The organism is Devosia sp. (assembly GCF_028290645.1).
Classification (GTDB): Bacteria; Pseudomonadota; Alphaproteobacteria; order Rhizobiales; family Devosiaceae; genus Devosia_A.
Genome location: NZ_JAQGJL010000367.1, coordinates 1 through 3,993, shown reverse-complemented (window position 1 = coordinate 3,993; position 3,993 = coordinate 1). Strand labels below are relative to the sequence as shown.

Annotated in this window: 4 protein-coding genes; 3 read left to right on the top strand and 1 reads right to left on the bottom strand. The window is 66.0% G+C overall.

Going from position 1 to position 3,993, the window contains the following annotated elements; genetic code table 11:
* Window positions 1–125: 125 nt before the first annotated feature.
* Window positions 126–1,367 carry a putative DNA modification/repair radical SAM protein gene (locus JWQ89_RS19555; protein WP_299643807.1) on the top strand — a complete coding sequence of 414 codons (1,242 nt, stop codon included), beginning with the start codon at window positions 126–128 and terminating at the stop codon, window positions 1,365–1,367.
* Entirely contained in the window at window positions 1,367–2,806 is a 1,440-nt protein-coding gene (locus JWQ89_RS19550; protein ID WP_299643805.1) for a UdgX family uracil-DNA binding protein, read from the top strand. Before JWQ89_RS19555 ends, JWQ89_RS19550 begins: the two co-directional genes overlap by 1 nt.
* Before the next feature lie 149 nt (window positions 2,807–2,955).
* Here JWQ89_RS19550 and efp read toward each other — a convergent pair whose 3' ends face one another.
* Window positions 2,956–3,525, bottom strand: coding sequence for an elongation factor P (gene efp / locus JWQ89_RS19545; protein WP_299643803.1), 570 nt, complete (start codon window positions 3,523–3,525; stop codon window positions 2,956–2,958).
* A 159-nt stretch (window positions 3,526–3,684) separates the two neighbouring features.
* On the opposite strand from efp, the gene JWQ89_RS19540 reads away from it, so the two are divergent.
* Window positions 3,685–3,993: amino acid--tRNA ligase-related protein (locus JWQ89_RS19540; RefSeq protein WP_299643802.1), on the top strand; the 309-nt coding region annotated here is incomplete at its 3' end.

The following is a 3,993-nucleotide window of genomic DNA, read 5'->3' as shown; positions in this document are numbered from 1 at the left end:
CCGGCCGCTTCCTCCAAGGCCGGGCTTGCCCGGAGTGGATTCCAGGGTTCGCCGAGCCCGGATCGGGGCAGGGCGAGCCACATGGGCTTGAAGGAACAAAACAGGAACTATATAGTTGCCGTCCCTTGGCGACCCTCACCCTCAAGCGAAAACTCGCCATCCTCTCCGACGCGGCCAAGTACGCCGCGTCCTGCGCCTCGTCCGGCACGGCGAAGCGCAACTCGATGGGCGGGTCGGGGATCGGGTCCACCGAGGGCCATGGCATCTGCCATGCCTACGCCCCGGATGGGCGCTGCATCAGCCTCCTGAAGATCCTGCTGACCAACTTCTGCGTCTACGACTGCGCCTACTGCATCAACCGGGTGTCGTCGAACACGCCGCGGGCGCGGTTCTCGGTGCAGGAGGTCGTTGACCTCACCCTCAACTTCTACAAGCGCAACTACATCGAGGGGCTGTTCCTCTCTTCGGGAATCATCCGGTCGCCGGACTACACCATGGAGGAGCTGGTGCGGGTGGCGCGGACGCTGCGCGAAACGCACAGGTTCGGCGGGTACATCCACCTCAAGGTGATCCCCAATGCGGCGCCGGACCTACTCGCCGAAGCCGGACGGTGGGCGGATCGGCTGTCGACCAATATCGAGCTGCCGACCGACCTGAGCCTCGAGGCATTGGCGCCCGAGAAGAAGCCGAGCTCCATCCGCTCGGCCATGGCGAAGATCGAGCAGGCGCGCGAGGACAGCCGGCCGGACGGGAAGATCGAGGGCAAGCCGAAGCCCACCAAGCTCGCGCCGGCCGGACAATCGACGCAGATGATCATCGGCGCCGACCGGGCGAACGACGCGGTGATCCTCAATCGCAGCGCGGCGCTCTATTCGGGCTATGGGCTGAAACGGGTCTACTATTCGGCCTTCTCGCCGATCCCCGATGCGAGTTCCAAGCTGCCGCTGCTGGCGCCGCCGCTGATGCGGGAGCACCGGCTGTACCAGGCCGACTGGCTGATGCGGTTCTATGGCTTCGAGGTCGAGGAGATCGTTTCGGGCGGAGAGGATGGGCTGCTCGACCTGAAGCTCGACCCCAAGTTGGCGTGGGCGCTCAGGCATCGCGGGCAGTTTCCGGTGGATGTGAACCGGGCGGCGCGCGAGCTGCTGCTGCGCGTGCCCGGACTGGGGGTGCGGGTGGTGGACCGCATCCTCGCGGCGCGGCGGCACGTGAGGCTGACGCTGAGCGATGTGGCGCGCATGGCGGGGCCGATCAGCAAGGTGCGGCCATTCATCGAGGCGGACGACTGGACGCCGGGCGGGCTGACCGACGATGCGGGCCTGCGGGGTAAGCTGACCGTTCCGGCGCGGCAGCTGGAACTGTTCTGATGCGGACAGTGCACCTGCGCTCGCGCAACGATTTCGACGAGTGGCGGGCGGTGGCGCGGCGTTTGCTGCTCGATGTGGTGCGGCCGGAGGACGTGGTGTGGGTCGATCCCGCGATGCCGCACGATCTGTTCGGCGCGGAGGAGAGTGTCGAGGAGGTGACGGGGCGGAAGGTCGGGAAGGTGCCGCAGCGGTTCATGGACTGGGCCGAGGCGGGGATCTGCCATTCCGACCCGGAGCGGTTCGGGCTGCTCTACCGGCTGCTGTGGCGCCTGCAGAAGGACCGCGACCTGATGGAGGTACGGTCCGATCCCGATGTGGGAAAGCTCGATCGGCGGGTCTCGGCGGTGCGGCGCGACGCCCACAAGATGAAGGCGTTCGTGCGCTTCAAGTCGGTGGCGGACGATAGCGGGCTCGAGCGCTTTGTCGCCTGGTTCGAGCCGGACCACTTTGTGCTGGAGCGGGTGGCGCCGTTCTTCGTCAGGCGCTTCACCGGGATGATCTGGGGGATCGTGACGCCGTACCGGTCGGCATTCTGGGATGGCGAGACGCTGGAGTTCGGGGATGGCGGGCACAAGGACGATGTGCCGGCGGACGATGCGCTCGAGCCGGTGTGGAAGAGCTACTTCAGTTCGATCTTCAACCCGGCACGGCTCAAGGTGAAGATGATGAAGACGGAGATGCCGGTAAAATACTGGCGCAACCTGCCCGAGGCCGAAGTCATTGGTTCGCTGATACGCGGTGCCAAGGCGGCGGAGGAAGCCATGATCGAGCGGCAGGCCAGCATCCCATCATCCAAGCATGTGCGGCGCATGGAGCGGCAAGCGGAGGAAACGCCGGTCGCGGTGTCGTTCGACTCGCTGGCGGAGGTGAAGGCGGTGGTGGACGAGTGCCGGCGCTGCCCGCTTTACGAGATGGCGACGCAGGCGGTGTTCGGGGAAGGTCCCGCGCAGGCCGAGGTGATGTTCGTGGGCGAACAGCCGGGGGACCAGGAGGACCTGGCGGGAAAGCCGTTCGTCGGGCCGGCGGGGAAGGTGTTCGATGCCGCGATGGCAGAGGCGGGGCTCGAGCGGGAGCGCGCCTATGTCACCAATGCGGTAAAGCACTTCAAGTTCGTTCCGCGCGGCAAGAAACGGCTGCACCAGCGGCCGAATGCCGGTGAGGTGAAGGCGTGCAAGTTCTGGCTGAACCTCGAACGGGAGTTCGTCAAACCGAAGCTGATCGCGGCGATGGGGGCGACGGCGGTGTCGAGCCTCGCGGGCAGCGGCACGACGCTGTCGTCGGTGCGGGGCAGGGTGACGGAACTGGAGGACGGGACACGGATGTACGCGACGGTGCATCCATCGTACCTGCTGCGGATACCGGATCGGGCAGAGGCGGAGCGGGAGCGGGCGCGCTTCGTCGAGGATTTGCGGGCGGTGAAGGGGTTGATGGAGGGGTGAGGCCGTGGGTTGCGACCCCTCACCCGTCTCGCGCTTCGCGCGATCCACCCTCTCCCCGACGGGGAGAGGAATGCACTGCGACCAGATCGAGGCACCCCTTTTCTTCTCCCGTCGGGGAGAAGGTGGCGCGGAGCGCCGGATGAGGGGCCTCAGTCCTTGGCGCGCTCGACGTAGCTGCCGTCTTCGGTCATCACCACGACGCGGGTGCCGACGCCGATATGGGGCGGGACCATGGTCTTGGCGCCGTTCGACAAGGTCGCCGGCTTGAACGAGGAGGAGGCGGTCTGGCCCTTCACCACGGGTTCGGTCTCGGTGATCTCGAGGGTCACGCGGGCCGGGAGTTCGATGGCGATGGCGTTGCCCTCGAAGGTCTTCAAATAAACCAGCATGCCATCGGTGAGGAACGCACCCTGCTCGCCGACGACGTCCTCGGAGACGGCGATCTGCTCGTACGAGGCCGGGTCCATGAAGTGGTAGCCCTCGCCGTCGTGGTAGAGGAACTGGTACTCGCGCTCATCGACGTCGGCCTTCTCGACCATTTCCACCGTGCGCCAGCGGCCGATCACCTTCACGCCGTCATCCATGCGGCGCATGTTGACGTTGGTGACGGAGTTGCCCTTGCCGGGGTGGACGTTTTCGGCGGTGAGCACGATGTGGAGCTTGCCGTCCTGCTCGACCACATGGCCCTTGCGGAGCGAGGAGGCGATGACCTTGACCATTACTTCTTCCTTGTTCAACGGTTGGCGGCGGCCTAGAGAGCGGCGGCAGAGGCCGGGCCGAGCGCGCTGATCTGATATTCGGTGCCGCCCGATATCCTAATTCTGCGAAAACCGCCAGTCCCGAGCCGAAAGACGACGCCGTTGCCACCTTCAACTCCAGTGCCGCCGGTTTCGCCGTGGTGGACGCCGTCGGTGCATGCCGACCGGCGCCCGGCGCTGCTGGCGCGCAACCGGATCGAGCTGGCGGTGCGCAAGTACCTGGCGGACAATGATTTTATCATGGTTGACCCGCCGGGGCTGCAGCGCTCGCCGGGCAATGAGACGCACCTGCATGCGTTTACCACCACGGCCATCGGCAATGATGGGGTGGGGGAGACGCTGTATCTCCATACCTCGCCGGAATTCTCGATGAAGAAGCTTCTCGCGGCGGGTGAGCGGCGGATCGCAAGTCTTGGGCATGTCTGGAGA

Bases quoted from the DNA above. Each gene is read 5' to 3' on its own strand.
- JWQ89_RS19550 (WP_299643805.1), top strand. From the start codon at position 1,367: ATGCGGACAGTGCACCTGCGCTCGCGCAACGATTTCGACGAGTGGCGG.
- efp (WP_299643803.1), bottom strand. From the start codon at position 3,525: ATGGTCAAGGTCATCGCCTCCTCGCTCCGCAAGGGCCATGTGGTCGAG.